The organism is Streptomyces mutabilis (assembly GCF_046628145.1).
In the GTDB taxonomy this organism is placed as follows: Bacteria; Actinomycetota; Actinomycetes; order Streptomycetales; family Streptomycetaceae; genus Streptomyces; species Streptomyces mutabilis.
Genome location: NZ_CP176874.1, coordinates 3,302,214 through 3,318,495 on the forward strand (window position 1 = coordinate 3,302,214; position 16,282 = coordinate 3,318,495).

14 protein-coding genes and 1 tRNA gene are annotated in these 16,282 nt (G+C 72.7%); 3 read left to right on the forward strand and 12 right to left on the reverse strand.

The window, feature by feature from the left end:
- Positions 1-40 precede the first annotated feature (40 nt).
- From ACLIN4_RS14590 to ACLIN4_RS14605, 4 genes are all read right to left on the reverse strand, one after another.
- The gene (locus tag ACLIN4_RS14590) at positions 41-886 is read right to left on the reverse strand and encodes a DMT family transporter (protein WP_100045052.1); all 846 of its coding nucleotides are present in this window, start codon (positions 884-886) and stop codon (positions 41-43) included.
- Positions 883-1,395 (reverse strand): YbaK/EbsC family protein, encoded by a 513-nt coding sequence (locus ACLIN4_RS14595; protein ID WP_289908912.1) that lies wholly within the window; start codon positions 1,393-1,395, stop codon positions 883-885. Before ACLIN4_RS14595 ends, ACLIN4_RS14590 begins: the two co-directional genes overlap by 4 nt.
- Positions 1,396-1,543: 148 nt before the next feature.
- A complete protein-coding gene (locus tag ACLIN4_RS14600; protein ID WP_289908911.1) occupies positions 1,544-3,781 on the reverse strand; it encodes an MMPL family transporter in 2,238 nt (745 codons plus the stop codon).
- A 104-nt stretch (positions 3,782-3,885) separates the two neighbouring features.
- A complete protein-coding gene (locus ACLIN4_RS14605) occupies positions 3,886-4,488 on the reverse strand; it encodes a TetR/AcrR family transcriptional regulator (RefSeq protein ID WP_107478496.1) in 603 nt (200 codons plus the stop codon).
- A 164-nt stretch (positions 4,489-4,652) separates the two neighbouring features.
- On the opposite strand from ACLIN4_RS14605, the gene ACLIN4_RS14610 reads away from it, so the two are divergent.
- Complete coding sequence (locus tag ACLIN4_RS14610) at positions 4,653-8,015, forward strand: S41 family peptidase (RefSeq protein ID WP_411575861.1); 3,363 nt, start codon at positions 4,653-4,655, stop codon at positions 8,013-8,015.
- A gap of 71 nt (positions 8,016-8,086) precedes the next feature.
- On the opposite strand, the gene ACLIN4_RS14615 is transcribed toward ACLIN4_RS14610, so the two are convergent.
- From ACLIN4_RS14615 to ACLIN4_RS14630, 4 genes are all read right to left on the reverse strand, one after another.
- Positions 8,087-8,287 carry a hypothetical protein gene (locus ACLIN4_RS14615; protein WP_100045047.1) on the reverse strand — a complete coding sequence of 67 codons (201 nt, stop codon included), beginning with the start codon at positions 8,285-8,287 and terminating at the stop codon, positions 8,087-8,089.
- A gap of 88 nt (positions 8,288-8,375) precedes the next feature.
- On the reverse strand, positions 8,376-9,269 hold the full coding sequence (locus ACLIN4_RS14620; RefSeq protein ID WP_107478488.1) for an SDR family oxidoreductase: 894 nt from the start codon (positions 9,267-9,269) through the stop codon (positions 8,376-8,378).
- On the reverse strand, positions 9,266-10,210 hold the full coding sequence (locus ACLIN4_RS14625; protein ID WP_289908909.1) for an alpha/beta fold hydrolase: 945 nt from the start codon (positions 10,208-10,210) through the stop codon (positions 9,266-9,268). Before ACLIN4_RS14625 ends, ACLIN4_RS14620 begins: the two co-directional genes overlap by 4 nt.
- A complete protein-coding gene (locus ACLIN4_RS14630) occupies positions 10,207-11,745 on the reverse strand; it encodes a flavin-containing monooxygenase (protein ID WP_411575862.1) in 1,539 nt (512 codons plus the stop codon). The genes ACLIN4_RS14625 and ACLIN4_RS14630 overlap by 4 nt, the downstream gene beginning before the upstream one ends.
- A 133-nt stretch (positions 11,746-11,878) precedes the next feature.
- On the opposite strand from ACLIN4_RS14630, the gene ACLIN4_RS14635 reads away from it, so the two are divergent.
- Positions 11,879-12,547 carry a MerR family transcriptional regulator gene (locus tag ACLIN4_RS14635; protein WP_107478491.1) on the forward strand — a complete coding sequence of 223 codons (669 nt, stop codon included), beginning with the start codon at positions 11,879-11,881 and terminating at the stop codon, positions 12,545-12,547.
- Here ACLIN4_RS14635 and ACLIN4_RS14640 read toward each other — a convergent pair.
- Entirely contained in the window at positions 12,544-13,347 is an 804-nt protein-coding gene (locus tag ACLIN4_RS14640; protein ID WP_382086569.1) for an exodeoxyribonuclease III, read from the reverse strand. The two genes, ACLIN4_RS14635 and ACLIN4_RS14640, sit on opposite strands and share 4 nt — an antisense overlap.
- Positions 13,348-13,416: 69 nt before the next feature.
- Here ACLIN4_RS14640 and ACLIN4_RS14645 point away from each other — a divergent pair, with 69 nt between their 5' ends.
- Positions 13,417-13,902, forward strand: coding sequence for a GNAT family N-acetyltransferase (locus ACLIN4_RS14645; protein ID WP_107478493.1), 486 nt, complete (start codon positions 13,417-13,419; stop codon positions 13,900-13,902).
- 122 nt (positions 13,903-14,024) lie between these two features.
- Here the strand turns inward: ACLIN4_RS14645 and ACLIN4_RS14650 are convergent.
- The 3 genes from ACLIN4_RS14650 to ACLIN4_RS14660 form a co-directional block, all read right to left on the reverse strand.
- Positions 14,025-14,098: transfer RNA gene (locus ACLIN4_RS14650), tRNA-Ala, on the reverse strand.
- Between the two features lie 85 nt (positions 14,099-14,183).
- Positions 14,184-15,479, reverse strand: coding sequence for a gephyrin-like molybdotransferase receptor GlpR (glpR, locus tag ACLIN4_RS14655; RefSeq protein WP_411575863.1), 1,296 nt, complete (start codon positions 15,477-15,479; stop codon positions 14,184-14,186).
- Positions 15,480-15,652: 173 nt separating this feature from the next.
- On the reverse strand, positions 15,653-16,258 hold the full coding sequence (locus tag ACLIN4_RS14660) for a GNAT family N-acetyltransferase (protein ID WP_100049761.1): 606 nt from the start codon (positions 16,256-16,258) through the stop codon (positions 15,653-15,655).
- Positions 16,259-16,282: the final 24 nt, after the last annotated feature.

Genomic DNA, 16,282 nt, shown 5'->3' on the forward strand with positions numbered 1-16,282 from the left:
CTCCTCGCGGGCGCCGTACGCATCATCCCGCCGGTCCGGTTCAACCCGTGTGCAGCATCAGCCCGATGCCGACGACGAGGAGGCCCGCCGCCGCGAGCCGGGGCGCGCCGAACCGCTCCTTGAAGAAGAGGGCGCCGATCGCCGCGCCGACCAGGATCGAGGACTCGCGCAGGGCGGCGATCGGGGCGAGTTCGGCGCGGGTCTGCGCCCACAGGACCAGCGCGTACGCGGCGACGGACAGCACCGCGCCGAGCAGCCCGAGCCGGGCGTGCGGGCGCAGCAGCGTCCACGCCCCGGCGCGGTGGCGGTAGAGGAAGTACGCGGGCAGGACCGTCCCCTGCACGGCCATCAGCCAGGCGATGTACCCGAGGGAGGAGCCCGAGGCGCGTACGCCGAGCCCGTCGACGACCGTGTACGCGGCGATGGTCACGCCGGTCGCCAGGGCCGCGCCGATCGCCGCCCAGTCGGGCCGGCGCCCGCGCAGTCCCCACAGGGCGACGCCGGTCAGGCCCGCGCAGGACAGCAGGACGCCGGTGGCGGCCCAGCCGTCGGGCACCTCGTGGGCGAAGACGGCGGCGAGGACGGTCACCAGCAGCGGCGCGCTGCCGCGCGCGATGGGGTACGCCTGCCCGAAGTCGCCCAGCCGGAAGGACCGCATCAGCAGCGCGTAGTACGCGATGTGGATCGCGGCGGAGGCGAGGAGGTACGGCCACGCGCCGGCCGCGGGGAACGCCGTGAACGGCAGCAGGACGAGCCCGACGATCATGCCGCCGCCCGAGATCAGCGCGAAGCCGGTCAGCTTGTCGGTGATCCGGTGGGCGATGGCGTTCCAGGCGGCGTGCGTCACGGCGGCGAGCAGGACGGCGCCGGTGACCAGCGGGGTCACGCGGAGCGCTCGCGCACGTCCACGAGGGTGGCGCCGGCGGTGGCGACGAGGTCCTTGGGCTCCATCGGGAAGACGGCGTACGGGGTGCCCGCGGCGGCCCAGACGACCTCGTGGGCGAGCAGGGAACGGTCGGCGAGCACCCGGGTCCGCTCCCGGTGCCCGAAGGGCGGCACGCCCCCGATGGCGTATCCGGTCGTCTCCCGTACGACGTCGGCCTTGGCCCGCGTCACCTTCCGCGCGCCCAGTTCCTCGCGGACCCGCTCGACGTCGACGCGGGAGGCGCCGTCCATGAGGACCAGCACGGGTACGCCGTCGGCGGCGAAGATCAGCGACTTGCAGATCTGGCTCAGCTCGCACCCGATCGCGGCGGCGGCCTCGGCGGCGGTACGGGTGGCCTCCGGGAAGCGCCGCACCTCGGCGATGAGGTCCCCGAGGCCGAGTTCGCGCAGGGCCGCGGCGAAACGGGGGTGGGCGGCGAAGGCTCCGGAGGTGTCGTCGGTGGTCGTCATGGTCGGCACCGTAGCGGCACGTGCGGCCCGCGGGCGACCGGGTTACGGGCCGCGCGCGACGTCCGGACGACAGGAAGCCGGTGAGGGCGGCCCCGTCCCCACGGAGCCCTCACCGGCTGGTCTGTGTCCTCCTGTCAGAGGTGGCGGGTCAGGTGCGTACCAGCGCCCGGTCCTCGTCCTTGTCGTCGTCGCCGAGGTCGCGCAGGCCCTCGCCCTCGACGTCCACGTTGGGCAGCGCGCGGTCCAGCCACTTCGGCAGCCACCAGGCCTTCTTGCCGAGCAGGGCGAGGACCGCCGGGACGATGGCCATGCGGACGACGAACGCGTCGAAGAAGACGGCGATCGCGAGGCCGAAGCCGATCATCTTGATCATCGACTCGCTGGAGCCGATGAAGCCGGCGAAGACCGCCATCATGATGACCGCCGCGGCCGTGACGACCCGGGCGCCGTGCTTGAAGCCGGTGACGACGGCCTGGTCGGGCTGCTCGCCGTGGACGTAGGCCTCCCGCATGCGGGTGACCAGGAAGACCTCGTAGTCCATCGCCAGGCCGAAGACCACGCCGACCATGAAGATCGGCATCATCGACATGACCGGGCCGGTCTCCTCGACGCCCATCAGGCCGGACAGCCAGCCCCACTGGAAGACCGCGACGACCGCGCCGAGCGCCGCCATGACGGAGAGCAGGAAGCCGAGGGCCGCCTTCAGCGGGACCAGGATCGAGCGGAAGACCACGATCAGCAGGAGGAAGGCCAGGCCGACGACCAGGACCAGGTAGGGCAGCAGCGCGTCGTTGAGCTTCTGGCTGACGTCGATGTTCATCGCCGTCGAGCCGGTGACCAGGGTCTCCGCGCCGGTGTCCGCCTCGATGCCGGCGCCCGCGTCGCGGATGGCGTGCACCAGGTCCTCGGTCTGCACGGAGGACGGCTTGGAGTCCGGGACGACGGTGATCGTCGCGGTGTCGCCGCCCTTGTTGGGCTGGGGCGGGGTGACCGCCACGACGTCGTCGAGGCCCTTGATCTCGTCGGAGACGTCGGTGAACACCTGCTGCGGCGCGTCGCTGCCCTTGGCGTCCACCACGACCATCAGCGGGCCGTTGAAGCCGGGGCCGAAGCCCTCCGAGAGCAGGTCGTAGGCGCGGCGCTGGGTGGTGGACGTCGGCTGGGAGCCGTCGTCGGGCAGGCCCAGTTCGAGGGAGGCCGCGGGGACGGCCGCCGCGCCGAGTCCGATGACGCCCAGCAGGAGCACGGCGAGCGGACGGCGGACGACGAAGCGCGCCCAGCGGGTGCCGAGGTTGGCCTTGGGCTGAGCGCCCCCGGTCTTCTCCGCGGCCCGGTCGGCGCTCTTGCGGCCGCGGCCCAGGAGCTTGCCCTTCGCGCCGGCCGGCTTGACCCGGCGGCCGGCGTAGCCGAGCAGCGCGGGGACCATCGTCAGGGCGATCACGACGGCGATGGCGACGGTGCCGGCGGCCGCGACGCCCATCTTGGTGAGCATCGGGATGTTGACGACCGCGAGGCCGACCAGGGCGATGACGACCGTGAGGCCGGCGAAGACGACCGCCGAGCCCGCGGTGCCGACCGCCCGTCCCGCGGCCTCCTCGCGCTCCCGGCCCTCGGCGAGTTCCGCGCGGTAGCGGGAGACGATGAACAGGGCGTAGTCGATGCCGACCGCGAGGCCGATCATCATCGCCAGGATGGAGGTGGTGGAGCCGAGTTCCAGCGCGCTGGCCAGTGCCGTGATCGATGAGACGCCGATGCCGACGCCGATCAGGGCGGTCAGGAGCGGCAGTCCGGCCGCGACCAGCGAGCCGAAGGTGATGACGAGGACCACGGCGGCGACCGCGATGCCGATGATCTCCGTGGTGCCGGTGTGCGGGACGGCCTGGAGCGCGTCACCGCCGATCTCCACGGTCAGCCCGGCGTCGCGCGCCTGCTGGGCGGCGTCCTCCAGGGCGTCCTTGGTGGAGTCCTCCAGCTCCATGCCGGAGACGTCGTACTTCACCGAGGCGTAGGCGATCGTGCCGTCCTTGCTGACCGCGTTGCCCGTGTACGGGTCGGCGACCGAGGCGACCTCGGAGCCGTCGGCCAGGTCGGCGACGGTCTTCTCGACGGCCGCCTTGTTGTCGGGGTCCGTCATCTTCTCGCCGTCCGGCGCCTTGAAGACGACGCGTGCGGTCGCCCCGTCGGCGGCGGCGCCGGGAAAGCGTTCCTCCAGCAGGTCGAAGGCCTTCTGGGCCTCGGTGCCGGGGATGGAGAAGGAGGTGGTGCCGGCGGGCGGGGCACTGGCGGCGCCGACGCCGGCGAGCGTCAGCAGGGCCACCCATATGAGGGCGACGAAGTGCCGTCGGCGGAAGGCGAGCCGGCCGAGTTTGTAGAGGAACGTGGCCACGGGGGCGTACTCCCGGTCAGGTCGTGGGGTCTTCAGGGCAGGGGTGATCAGCCCGACGACGACGTGAGCGGTGACGTCAGGTGGGGCTCAGCTGCAGGGACGTGTCAGGGGGTGGTGGAGACGCCGAGGGCGGGGAGGATCACGGCGTCGATGTAGGAGACGAGGAACGCCCGCGTGGGCGGCTGGTCGTCGAGCAGCGTGCGGGTGGCGAAACCGCCGACCATCATGTGGACGAGGAAGTCCAGCGCCGGACAGTCGGCTCTGATCTCGCCCCGGTCGACGGCGCGTTGCAGCACCCGGCGGAACTCCGCCATCTCCGGGTCGATGAGCTGGTCCCGGAACGCCTGGCGCAGGTCCGGGTTCTGATGGAGCGCCATGGCCACACCCCGCATCAGCGCGGAGTTCTGTTCCATGGTGCAGTCGTCCTCGCGGGCCAGCAGGGCGTGCAGGTCGCCGCGGAGCGACCCGGTGTCGACGTCGCCGATCTCGCCGGGCTTGTTGTGCCGGATGGCCTTGACGACCAGCTCGGGCTTGCCGCCCCACTGGCGGTAGAGCGTCGCCTTGCTGGACCGGGTGCGGGCGGCCACGGCGTCCATGGTGAGGGCGTCGTAGCCGACTTCCCGGAGCAGGTCGAGCACGGCCTCGTACAGCTCGGCCTCGCGCTCGGGAGTGATCCGGCTGCGACGCGCGGTGGTGGCCTCGGTCATCTCGCTCACTCCTCTCCTTCTCCGGTCGCTCCGCTCGGGAACGACACCGTTTCGTACACGCCCAATGTACCCCCACCCCTAGCGAAACGAAACGGTTTCGTTCGTGGTGTGGGTCACGGTTGTCGGTTACCCATAAGTTGCCGGGCCACGGTCACCGGCAAAGCATGGGGTGGGTGAGTTATCTGCGCCTTCCGCACCTCAGCGGCGACCAGCTGTGCTTCGTGGCCGAGGACGACCTCTGGCTCGCGCCCCTCGACGGCCCCGGCCGCGCCTGGCGGCTCACCGTCGACCGCGCCAAGACCGGCCACCCCCGCTTCTCCCCCGACGGCCGCCAGATCGCGTACACCAGCTGGCGGAGCCTGGTGCCGGAGGTCCACCTCGTGTCGGTGGACGGCGGTCCGGGGTGGCGGCTCACCCACTGGGGCGGGCTCGACACCCGGGTGTGCGGCTGGTCGCCACCCGACCCCGACGGCACCACCGCCGTCCTCGCCGTCGCCTCGCACGGCGAGCCCTTCTCCCACCTCACCTGGGCCTACAAGATCACCCCCGACGGCGACCCCGGCCGCAAGCTCCCCTGGGGGCCGGTCACCGACATCCAGGCCGCCGACCTCGACGGCGAGCGCAAGACCCTCCTCCTCACCGGCACCCCGCCCCACGAACCCGCCTCCTGGAAGCGCTACCGGGGCGGCGCCACGGGCCGGCTCTGGCTGCACGGCGAGCGGCTGCTGCCCGACCTCCAGGGCCACCTGCACTCCCCCATGTTCGTCGGCGGCCGGATCGCCTTCCTCTCCGACCACGAGGGCGTCGGCAACCTCTACTCCTGCGCCCACGACGGCTCCGACCTGCGCCGCCACACCGACCACGACGCCTGCTACGCCCGGCACGCGGCGAGCGACGGCACCCGGGTGGTGTACCAGTGCGCGGGCGACCTGTGGATCGTCGAGGACCTGTCGCCGGGCTCCGCACCGCGCCGGCTCGACGTCAGGCTGAGCGGGCCGCGCGCGGGACGGCGTACGTACCAGGTGCCGGCCGCCCAGCACGTCGGCGGCATCTCCGTCGACGAGACGGGCCGGGCGAGCGCCGTCGTCGTACGCGGCAGCCTGTACTGGCTCACCCACCGCGACGGCCCCGCCCGCACCCTCGCCGACGCACCCGGAGTACGGGTCCGGCTGCCGGAGATGCTCGGGGCGAGCGGGCGGATCGCCTACGTGACGGACGCGGAGGGCGAGGACGCCGTGGAGATCGGCCACCTGCCCCGGGCGACCGGCGCCCGTGCCCTTCGGCGGCTGGCCTCCGGGAAACTGGGCCGGGTGCTGGAGCTGGTCTCCGACCCGGCGGGCGAGCGGCTGGCCATCGCCTCGCACGACGGCCGGCTGCTGCTCCTCGACGTGCCGGACGAGGACGCGGAGGTCGCCGAGGCGCTCGCGGGCGCGGAGCAGACGGAGCAGACGGAGGGAACGAAGGGCACGGAGGCCGAGGCACCCGTCGGCCGGACCGGTGAGGCGATGGAGCTGATCCGCTCCGTCAACGGCCCCGTCCGCGACCTCGCCTTCTCCCCGGACGGCAGCTGGCTCACCTGGTCCCACCCGGGCATCGGACGTTCCCTGCGGCAGATCAAGATGGCCCGCATCGACGGGAAGAACGGCCAGGAGGGCCCGCTCGTCGTCGACGTCACCGACGGACGCTTCGAGGACGAGAACCCGGTCTTCACCCGGGACGGCCGCTACCTCGCCTTCCTGTCCTGGCGCGGCTTCGACCCGGTCTACGACGTGCACACCGGCGACCTGTCCTTCCCGCTGGGCTGCCGCCCCTACCTCGTACCGCTGTCCTCCGCGACCCCCTCCCCCTTCGCGCTGAACCCGGAGGGCCGTCCCGCCGCCGGCGGTCTGGACCCGCTGGACGACGAATCCGGTGAGGGCGGCGCGGTGACCGTCGAGATCGAGGGGCTGGAGTCCCGGGTGACCCCGTTCCCGGTCACCGCCTCCAAGTACTCGGCGCTGTGCCCGGTCGCGGGCGGCGGACTGGTCTGGCTGCGCTGGCCGATCTCGGGCGCGCTCGGCGAGACCTTCGCCAACCCGGCCGACCCGAGCGAGCGGCCCACCCTGGAGCACTTCAACCTCGCCAAGGCGAGGAAGTCCGAACTCGTCGACCACCTGGACTGGTTCCGGGTCAGCGGCGACGGCAGCCGCCTGGTCGTGCTCGACGAGGGCGACCTGCGCGCCGTACCCGCCACCGAGGCCGGCGACAGCGACTCGACCACCTGGATCGACCTGCGCCGCATCCTGCACGAGGTCGACCCGGCCGCCGAGTGGCGCCAGGCGTACGACGAGGCCGGCAGGCTGATCCGCGCCTACTTCTGGGACCCCGGCATGTGCGGCATCGACTGGGACGCGGTGCTGGACCAGTACCGCCCGCTGGTCGAACGGGTCGCCTCGCCCGACGAGTTCGCCGACCTGCTGCGCGAGGTGCTCGGCGAACTCGGCACCTCGCACGCCTACGTCGCCGCCGCCCGCCGCAACGAGGGCCCGGCGCACTACCAGCGCTGGCAGGGCCTGCTCGGCGCCAACTTCGTGTGCCGGGACGGCCACTGGGTGGTCAAGCGCATCCTGCCCGGCGACTCCTCCGACTCCAGGGCCCGCTCCCCGCTGGCCGGCACCGGGATCCGCGAGGGGGCGGTGCTGACCCACGTGGACGGCCGGCCGGTGGACCCGGTGACGGGACCGTACCCGCTGCTGGCGGGCGCGGGCGGTACGACGGTGGAGCTGACCTTCGCGCCCTCGGTCGACGCCCCGGGACCGTCCCGCCGGGTCGCCGTCGTGCCGCTGATCGACGAGCGCCCCCTGCGCTACCAGGACTGGGTGGCCAAACGGCGCGAGGTGGTGCGGGAGTTGAGCGGCGGGCGCTGCGGCTACCTGCACATCCCCGACATGGGCGGCTCCGGCTGGGCGCAGTTCAACCGGGACCTGCGCATGGAGGTGTCCCGGCCCGCGCTGATCGTGGACGTGCGCGGCAACGCGGGCGGGCACATCAGCGAGCTGGTCATCGAGAAGCTGACCCGCACCATCCTGGGCTGGGACCTGACGCGCGACGCCCAGCCGGTGTCGTACACCTCCAACGCCCCGCGCGGGCCGGTCGTGGCGGTCGCGGACGAGGCGACGTCCTCCGACGGCGACATGATCACGGCCGCGTTCAAACTGCTGCGGCTCGGCCCGGTGGTCGGGCAGCGCACCTGGGGCGGCGTGGTCGGCATGACCGGCCGGCACCGCCTCGGCGACGGCACGGTGATCACCGTGCCGATGAACGCGGCCTGGTTCGACGCCTACGGCTGGTCCGTGGAGAACTACGGCGTCACCCCCGACGTCGAGGCGCTGCGCACCCCGCTGGACTGGGCCGAGGGCCGCTACCCGGTGCTGGACGAGGCGGTCCGGCTGGCGCTGGAGCTGCTGGAGACCAACCCGCCCGCGACGCCCCCCGGTTACGACGCGGTGCCCGACCGGTCCCGTCCGCCGCTGCCGCCCAGGACCTGAGGCACCGCGAGCCCACGCGAAAGGGGCGCCCTCCCGGCAGGGGGGCGCCCCTTCAGCTCAGCGGCAGCGCGTCAGGCGTCGTAGCTGCTCTCGAAGCGCTCGTCCTCGTCGCGGCGGCGGCGCGAGGAGGGGTCCATCTCGTCCTCGTCGCGGCGGCGGTCGCGGTCGCGGTCGTCGCGGTTCGGCATCTGCTCCCTGGCCTGGTCGGCACGCTGCTTGCCCTGCTGCTGCATGCGCTCGGCCTTGTCCTGGAACTGGTCCTTGATACCCATGTGGGTTCACTCCTGTGGTGATCGGGCCCGACCGGATCGGCCGGGCGCTCGATCAGATTCACACGGGCGGTGACCGTGCGCATGTCGATCAATCACGGACCGTAGCCGACCCCGATCGCCGCTGTTCGTCGGCGGCTCCGCCCGCGCCGACCAGGCCGACGCGCACCCCGTCCAGCCGGTCCCCGAAGCGCCGCATCTCGCGCTGCCCGACGGTGCCGATGAGGGCCGGCAGGTAACCGCGCACGCCCTGCATGCCGCGCAGCCACCACTGCCCGTAGACGTGCGCCGAGCGGCGCTCGATGCCCTCCACGAGCCGGTCCACCGCCGGACCCAGCGGGTAGGTCTTGTTCGACGGCCAGGGCAGCCGCTGCCGCAGCTCGCGCATCACGTCGTCCTGGTCGGCGCCGCGCACCATGTCCGTGTCGGTCCACGACAGGTAGCCGACGCCGACCTTCACACCCCGGTGGCCGACCTCGCCGCGCAGACTGTGCGCGTACGCCTCCACACCGGACTTGGAGGCGCAGTAGGCCGACATCATCGGCGCGGGCGTGATGGCGGCGAGGGACGCGATCTGGAGCAGGTAGCCGCGGCTCTCCAGCAGCGCGGGCAGGAAGGCGCGGGCCGTCACCGCCGACCCGATCAGGTTGACCTCGATCACCCGGCGCCAGGACTCCGGGTCGGACTCGACGAAGGGACCGCCGGTGGCGACACCCGCGTTGGCGACGACGATGTCGACCCGGCCGAACCGCTCCTTGACCTGCGCCGCCACCTCCGCCATCGCCTCGTGGTCGGTGACGTCGGCATGCCAGTGGTCGCTCTCGCTGTGCAGCCGGGCGGAGACCTGCTTGAGCGCGTCCGGCTCCAGACCGACCAGGGCGACCTTCACCCCGCGGGCGGACAGCTTGCGGGCCAGCAGCTCCCCGACGCCCCGCGCGGCTCCGGTGACGACGGCGACGCGCCCTTCCAGGCTCACCCTGCTCATGCGATCTCCTCGGCGTGTACGGCGGGTTCGGTGCGGTCGGTGGATATGTGGGCGGCGGCCAGGGCGCGTATCTTGCCGGTGACCAGATCGGGCGCCTCGACCGGCGTCATGTGGCCGAGGCCCGGAAGTTCCGTCAGGCCCACGCAGTTCGGCAGCGCGGCGGCCAGCGAGCGGGCGTGCACGGGCGGGGTCAGCCGGTCGGCGGTGCCGACCACTATCTCCACCGGCATCCTCAACTCCCGCACCCCGTGGTCGAGGTCGAGCGCGTCCAGCACCTCGGACCAGGCGTGCCGCACCCGGCTCGGGCACGCGTGCACGATACGGGCGCACGCCTCGACCATGTCCGGCGCCGAACCCGGGCCCATCGTCCCGTACTTGAGGATCCTGCGCGCGAGCGGCGTGACCGGCCCGAGCGGCGCCCGGGAGCCGAGGACCCGCCGGGTCAGCCAGGTCCGCAGCCGGCCCTCCCCGAACGGCAGCACGGTCGCGGACTCCACCAGCCGCGAACTGCCGGTGCTGCACAGCAGGACCGCCGCGGCGTGTTCGCGCACGCCGGGCCGGGACGCGGCGGCCATCACCGTCATGCCGCCCATGGAGTGCCCGGCGATCACGGCCCGTTCGCCCGGCGCGAGCGTGGCCGCGAGGACGGCTTCGAGGTCGTCGGCGAGGGGCTCGGTGCCGCAGGCAGGGTTGACCGGGCTGCGGCCGTGGCCGCGCTGGTCGTAGGCGATGACCCGGTGGTCGGCGGCCAGCGCGCGGACCTGCGCCGCCCAGAAGGCGGTCGAGCAGCACCAGCCGTGGGCGAGGACCACCGCGGGCGCCTCCTCGGGGCCGTGCACCTCGACGTGTATGCGGGCGCCGTCCGCGGAGGTGACGGTCAGCTCGCGGGCGGGGACGGGCGGGGCGTACGGCCCGGCGGCGACGTGCATCAGGCGGCTCACGCGCTCACCTCGGCGTTCGCGTCCGCGTCCGAGCCGGTGACCGCCCCGGCGGCGGCCGGGCGCAGGACCTCGTACTCCGCCAGGTCCACGCGCCGGGTCGCCCGCCGGAACTCGGCGGTGGTGCCGGGCCACACCGTGGTGTTGCGGCCGCTCGCGTCCAGGTACCAGCTGGTGCAGCCGCCGGTGTTCCACACCGTGCGCTTCATGCGCTCCTGCACCCGGTGGTTCCAGCTGCGCACGGCTGCGGGGCGGGCGTCGAGGGCGACCCGGCCGCCGAGCACGTTCAGCTGGCGCAGGTAGTCCGCCATGTAGTTGAGCTGCGACTCGATCATCAGGATCATCGACGAATTTCCCAGGCCGGTGTTGGGCCCGATGATCGTCATCCAGTTGGGGAAGCCGGCCGCCGAGGCGCCGCGCAGGGCCTCCATGCCGCCCTTCCAGGTCTCGGCGAGGGTCCGCCCGTCCGCGCCCACGACCCGCTCGGCGATCGGCATGTCGGTGACGTGGAAGCCGGTGCCGAAGATGATCACGTCGGCCTCGGTCTCGGTGCCGTCGGCGGCGACGAGGGTGGAGCCGCGCACCTCGCTCAGCCCGCTGGCGACGACGTCCACGTTCGGCTGGGCGAGCGCCGGATAGTACGTGCTCGACAGCAGGATGCGCTTGCAGCCGATCCGATAGTCGGGGGTGAGCTTGGCGCGCAGGGCCGGGTCCTTGATGGCGGAGGCCATGTTGCGCTTGGCGATCTGCTCGACGAAGCCCAGCTCGTTCGGGTGCTTGGTGAAGGCCTGCACCTGAAGCTCGCGGATGCCCCACAGCAGCCCGCGCCGCAGCTTGGTGGTGACGGGCAGCGCCCGGTGCAGGGCGCGCTCGGCGCCGCTGATCGCCCGGTCCATGCGGGGCATCACCCAGGCCGGGGTGCGCTGGAAGAGGGTGAGGTGCCCGGCCTTCGGCTGGATGGACGGCACGATCTGGATCGCGGAGGCGCCGGTGCCGATCATGGCGACGCGCTTGCCGGTGAGGTCGTACTCGTGGTCCCAGCGGGCGGAGTGGAAGACCTTGCCGGGGAAGGAGTCCAGCCCCGGGATGTCCGGCACCTTCGGGTCGGACAGCGGCCCGCTCGCGGACACGACGACATCGGCGGTGAGGTTTCCGCTCGCCGTCTCGATCTCCCACCGCAGTTGCTCGCCGTCCCACGCCATCCGCTTCACCTCCGAGTCGAAGCGGATGTGGGGGCGCAGCCCGAAGGTGTCGGTCACGTGCTCCAGGTAGGCGCGGATGTGCTCCTGGCCGGAGAAGGTACGGGGCCAGTCGGGGTTGGGCGCGAAGGAGAACGAGTAGAGGTGGGACGGCACGTCACAGGCGCACCCGGGGTAACTGTTGTCGCGCCAGGTCCCGCCGACGCTCCCCGCCCGCTCCAGGACGACGAAGTCGGTGATCCCCTCGCGCCGCAGCCGCACGGCGGCCCCCAGCCCGCCGAAGCCGGACCCGATCACCGCCACCCGCACGTGTTCTTGAACCTGCTCGTGCTCGGCCATCCCGAAGCCTCCACGCATCGCCTAGAACTCTGCCAGTGAACACTGGCGCAATGGGGAGAGTAGAGCAGCACCGTACTCATGGGTAGGGGTCGAGCCAGGAAAGTTACCGGCGGTACGCCGTAGGGTCGACGACGTGACCGAGAAGCGCGAATACCGCATGGAGGAACTGGCCCGGCTGGCCGGCATCACGGTGCGCACCCTGCGCTTCTACCGCGAACGCAAACTGATCCCGCCGCCCCGCCGCGAGGGCCGCATCGCCTGGTACGACGACCACCACCTGGCCCGCCTGCGCACCATCGCCGCCCTCCTGGAGCGCGGCCACACCCTCAGCGGCATCGCGGAACTCGCCGACGCCTTCGACCACGGCCGCGACGTCGGCGACCTGCTCGGCTACGGCGAGCCCACCGAGGAGACCCCGGTCCGCCTCACCCCCGAGGAACTCGCCGCCCGCTTCGAGGGCCAGGTCACCCCCGAGAACCTGGCCGCCGCCATGGACCTCGGCTACGTCGGCACCGACGGCGACGAGATCGTCCACATCAGCCACCGCCTGCTGGAGGTCTCCTCCGCACTGGTCCGCGAGGGCATCCCCCTCGGTGAGGTCCTCCAGGCCGGCGCCCGCGTCCGCGAACACGCCGACGCCCTCGCCGACCTCTTCGCCGACCTGATCCTCCGCCACGCCCCCGAAGGGGACCTCCACCGCCTGCGCCCGCTGGCCCGCAGCGTGGTGGAGGCGGAACTGTCGCTGGCGATGGACCGGCGGATACGGAAGAAAGCCGGAGAGGAACAGCTGCCCGAGGGCTAACGGTCGTAGACGACCGTCACGGGCGCGTGGTCCGACCACCGCTCGGCGTGCGTGGCGGCCCGCTCGACGTACCCCTTGACGGCCTTGGCCGCCAGCCCCGGGGTCGACAGCTGGTAGTCGATCCTCCATCCACTGTCGTTGTCAAAAGCCCGCCCCCGGTAGGACCACCACGAGTACGGCCCCTCCACGTCGGGGTGCAGGGCCCGCACGACATCGACGTAGCCGCCCTCGGCCGGGTCGAGGACCCTGCTCAGCCACTCCCGCTCCTCCGGCAGGAACCCGGAGTTCTTCTTGTTGGCGCGCCAGTTCTTGAGGTCGGCCTCGCGGTGGGCGATGTTCCAGTCGCCGCAGACGACGACTTCGCGGCCGTCGGCGGCGGCCCGCTCGCGCAGTTCCTTGAGGTAGCCGAGGAACTCGCCCATGAAGCGGACCTTCTCGTCCTGGCGCTCGGTGCCGACCTCGCCGGAGGGAAGGTAGAGCGAGGCGACCGTCACACCGGGCAGGTCGGCCTCGACGTAGCGGCCACTGGCGTCGAACTCCGTCGACCCGAAGCCGACCTGGACGCGGTCGGGCTCGCGGCGGGTGTAGAGGGAGACGCCGGCGCGGCCCTTGGCGGCGGCGGGGGCGTGCGTGACGTGCCAGCCGTCGGGGGTGCGGACGTGTTCGGGCAGCTGCTGGGGCTCGGCCCGCACCTCCTGGAGGCACAGCACGTCGGCGGAGGTGTCCGCGAGCCATTCCACGAAGCCCTTCTTCGCGGCGGCGCGCAGACCGTTCACATTCACGGAGGTCACGGTGAGCACCAGGGCACGATACCGGCACACTGGACGGTGCCCCGATCCCGGATCCCGCATCGATATACGGTAGGTAGCATGAACATTCGCCGGGTCCCCTTCGACCACCCCGACGCCGTGAAGCTCAACGACGAGGTCCAGGCGGAGTACGACGTCCGCTACGGCGACGGCGGTGACGCCACGGAGCTGGCCGCGTCGGACTTCGCGCCGCCGAGCGGCCTGTACCTGATCGCGTACGACGAGAACGACGTCCCGGTCGCCTCCGGCGGCTGGCGCAGCCAGGACGCCAACGACGAGGGGAACCTCGACGGGGACGCCGAGCTCAAGCGGATGTTCGTCATCGAGCAGATGCGTGGCCGGGGGCTGGCCCGCCGCATCCTGGCGGCCCTGGAGGAGGACGCCCGTGCGGCCGGCCGGAGGCGCATGGTGCTGGAGACCGGCACCAAGCAGCCGGAGGCCGTGGCCCTGTACACGTCCAGCGGCTACGAGCCGTGCGAGAAGTTCGGCTACTACCGGTTCCACGAGGAGAGCCTCTGCTACGCGAAGGCGCTCCAGGTCCCGTAGACACGGGCCACCCGGCCGCCGCCGCGGCGATGGCACGGCGGCGGGCGGGTGGCCTTGCCTTCCGAGAACGACGAAGGTCCCGTTCGATCGTGATGATCGAACGGGACCTTCGCCAATGTGCGTGGACCTGAGGGGATTTGAACCCCTGGCCCCCTCGATGCGAACGAGGTGCGCTACCGGACTGCGCCACAGGCCCTTGCAACGAGTGAAACTTTAGCACCCCGACCGGCCTGCTCAAAAATCGCTTCCCGGGCACCCGGGCGGGCGGGCCGCGACGAGGGCTACTCGTTGGCCGCTCGGGGGCGGTCGCCGTCCTCGTACTGGTCGAAGAGCGGTGTCCGGCCGCGCTCGCGGGCGCGACGGGCGGAGGCGGCGCGGCGGACGTCACTGCGGCCCGGGGCCTCCGGGCGCTCCTCGGCGCGCTCCTCGGCGCGACGCTCCGCGCGGTCGGCGGGGCGGTCCGGTGCCGGGTCGGCCGCCGCGTCCTCCCGGTGGGGGTCGACGGCGCTGGAGCGTGCCGAACTCCACGCGTCCGGCGACCCGAGGTCCACGTCAGGAGTGGCACGGGGGGCTACGGGTGCGGTGACGTAGGTCGGCAGGGGGACCGGCACCGGGTCCCAGCTGTCGCCCTGCGGCCGGCGCCGACGTTCGCGCTGCTGGTCGACCCACTCGGCGTGGTCGGTCTGCTCGACCAGGGCTCGCCGGTCCGCGGCGAGGGCCGACAGCCCGGAGTCGGGCTCCGCCTCGGGTCCCTCGTCCGGCTCCTCCGCGTCGGGGTCGCCGACGGTGTCGGCGGGGTCGGCGGGGGTGCGCCGGCGCGGACGCCGGTCGCGGTCCCGCAGCCGCTGCGCGGCGGCCTCGGCCTGGCGGCGGTCCATCTGGAAGGCGAACCGGCGGCGTTCCTGCGCGCGCAGGTAGGCGATGTAGGCGCTGAGCAGCACCGCGGGGACCCCGGGCGCCCACAGGAACGCGAGCCCGCCGACGGCGGCGACGACCGAACCGAGCGTGAAGGCCAGGAAGAGGAGCACGGTCGTACGCCGGCGGCGCGCGAGTACCTTGCTGCGCCGGGCACGGGCCGCGGCGCTGGGCGAGACGGGGGCGCGCCGAGCCTGCGGAACCCGCCCGCGCGCGGCTGCCGCGCCGGCTCCGCCGGACCGCCCGGCGTCCGGGGTCCGCCCCGGTTCCGAGGACCGCCCCGCTTGCTGGGCCTGCGCGGGTTCGGGGGACTGTCCGGGTTCCGCGGCCTGTCCGCGTCTGGCGCCGGGTGCGTGTCCGTCGGCCGCCGGGCGGGTGTGCCGACGGGTCCTGGACACGGCGAAGGCCCGGACGTCCACCGAGTCGGTGACGGCGTCCGGGTCGTCGGTGTCGGGCCCCGCCTCGTCGGCGGAGCGCGACCGCAGGTCCTTGGCGTACCGGCGCTCCATGCCCGCCCGTCCGGACAGGAGCCGGATGGCGGTGCTGAAGCGTTCCGTCGGACGGGCCTCGTTCAGCTCGTCCTGCCTACGGAGCCACATCGGCACCAAGTAGGCGGCCCAGGCCCCGACAATGACTGCGTAGATGAGGCCGCTGCTGCTCACGCCTCACACGGTAGAGGGGTTTGCGTGGGGCCATCCGCCAATTGGGCCGGTGTGTCGCACGATCTGGCTGATATTTCGAACTTTTCTTGTGATCGATGCGATCAACAGACTGCCGAGGTTGCGCATTTAACCGTTCCGGTACGGTCGCAGCCCGGCCAATTTCGAACGTTTATTCAATTACCGGTGTTCCGCGGGCTCCGGTCCCGTGACCGGTGCCAGCGTCGCAGCAGGCCCTCGGGGACCTCTTCCGCGGTGAGCGCGAAGACGAGGTGGTCGCGCCATGCTCCGTCGATGTGGAGATAACGCGGCCTGAGGCCCTCCTCCCGGAATCCGAGTTTCTCCACGACCCGGCGACTGGGCGCGTTCTCGGGGCGAATGCAGACCTCGACGCGATGCAGTCCGACGGTGCGGAAACAGTGGTCCACCGCCATCGCCACGGCCGTCGGCATCACCCCCCGGCCCGCCACCGCCTCGTCCACCCAGTAGCCGACGTGCCCGGAGCACATCGAGCCCCAGGTGATCCCGGCCACCGTCAGCTGTCCGGCCAGCCGCCCCTGGTACTCGATGACGAACGGCATCATCCGGCCCGCGTTGGCCTCGGAGCGCAGGTGCCGCACCATCTGGCGGTAGGTCGGCCGGTGCGCGAGCGGACCGGCGGGCGTGGGCGGCGGGATGGTCGCCTCCCAGGGCCGCAGCCAGTCGCGGTTGCGCCGGTTGACCTCGCGCCAGGCCCGCTGGTCGCGCAGTCTTATCGGCCTGAGGACGATGTCGCCGTCCACCAGTTCCACGGGCCAGGATGGGCT

Coding starts and splice junctions, on each gene's coding strand:
- ACLIN4_RS14615 (WP_100045047.1), bottom strand. CDS start 8,287: ATGGGTATCAAGGACCAGTTCCAGGACAAGGCCGAGCGCATGCAGCAG.
- ACLIN4_RS14605 (WP_107478496.1), bottom strand. CDS start 4,488: ATGACCGAGGCCACCACCGCGCGTCGCAGCCGGATCACTCCCGAGCGC.
- ACLIN4_RS14610 (WP_411575861.1), top strand. CDS start 4,653: ATGGGGTGGGTGAGTTATCTGCGCCTTCCGCACCTCAGCGGCGACCAG.
- ACLIN4_RS14630 (WP_411575862.1), bottom strand. CDS start 11,745: ATGGCCGAGCACGAGCAGGTTCAAGAACACGTGCGGGTGGCGGTGATC.
- ACLIN4_RS14620 (WP_107478488.1), bottom strand. CDS start 9,269: ATGAGCAGGGTGAGCCTGGAAGGGCGCGTCGCCGTCGTCACCGGAGCC.
- ACLIN4_RS14645 (WP_107478493.1), top strand. CDS start 13,417: ATGAACATTCGCCGGGTCCCCTTCGACCACCCCGACGCCGTGAAGCTC.
- ACLIN4_RS14595 (WP_289908912.1), bottom strand. CDS start 1,395: ATGACGACCACCGACGACACCTCCGGAGCCTTCGCCGCCCACCCCCGT.